Annotated in this window: 1 protein-coding gene; it reads right to left on the reverse strand. The window is 41.5% G+C overall.

Annotated elements, in window-relative coordinates; translation table 11 throughout:
* On the reverse strand, positions 1-504 hold a 504-nt coding region (locus tag FH975_RS00050; RefSeq protein ID WP_202922924.1), incomplete at both ends, for an HYR-like domain-containing protein.

Genomic DNA, 504 nt, shown 5'->3' on the forward strand with positions numbered 1-504 from the left:
TAACCGTAATGGTTTGAGTGACTAAAATTGGGTTATCACACACATCGGTAACGCTATAAGTTCTGGTAATAGTTTCAGGACAAGTATTACCATCAGAGACATCCGAAACAAAAGCAACAACAGGAGTTCCTTGGTTATCGGCTTCATCAGTAACAACTTCAATATCCGCAGCAGGCACATCATCAATACATTGAACAGCAATAGGATTAGGGTTAGAAGCCGTAGGCATTATAGGGTCTGTGATTAAAATGGTTTGTTCAACGGTTATGCTATTCCCACAAGTATCAGTTACACTATAAGTTCTGGTAATGGTTTCAGGGCAATTGGCATTATCAGAGACATCCGAAACAAAAGCAACAACAGGAGTGTTCCCACAATTATCAGCTTCATCAGTTACGACCGTAACATCAGGAGCAGGAGCAGGACCTCCAGGTACAGTAATGGTACTCGGGTTAGAGGCTGTAGGATTGGTAGTATCTTCAACATTAATGGTTTGCGATGCAT

The sequence above is a fragment of the Nesterenkonia haasae genome (genome assembly GCF_010119385.1).
Taxonomy (GTDB): Bacteria; Actinomycetota; Actinomycetes; order Actinomycetales; family Micrococcaceae; genus Nesterenkonia; species Nesterenkonia haasae.